The 235-nt window shown below is 74.5% G+C and carries 1 pseudogene; it reads left to right on the top strand.

Annotated features, from left to right (window positions below):
• Positions 1–235 (top strand): annotated as a pseudogene (locus IH26_RS61900) (hypothetical protein); the annotation flags it as partial.

Raw genomic sequence — 235 nt, 5'->3', positions numbered from 1 at the left:
CTCATGCTCCTGCTAGCGAGCGCCACCGAGCACGGCTGGGCCGCAGCGGTCGGTATGCCCGACATCGGAGCACTCGCCGCCTCCGAGATCGGCGTCACCACCGACCGGCTCGCGCTCGTGCCCGACCCAGGCCCGCACTGGCCGCAGGTCGTGGCCGCGTTGATCGACGGCGTCGACCTGGTCGCCCTCAGGACGCCCGGGCCGGTCGCCGACGCCACCGTGCGGTCGCTGCAGG

It is taken from the genome of Actinoplanes subtropicus (assembly GCF_000721705.1).
GTDB classification, from domain to species: domain Bacteria; phylum Actinomycetota; class Actinomycetes; order Mycobacteriales; family Micromonosporaceae; genus Actinoplanes; species Actinoplanes subtropicus.
Note: the sequence above shows the minus strand (reverse complement) of the source record. Positions and strands in the feature narration are given on the sequence as shown.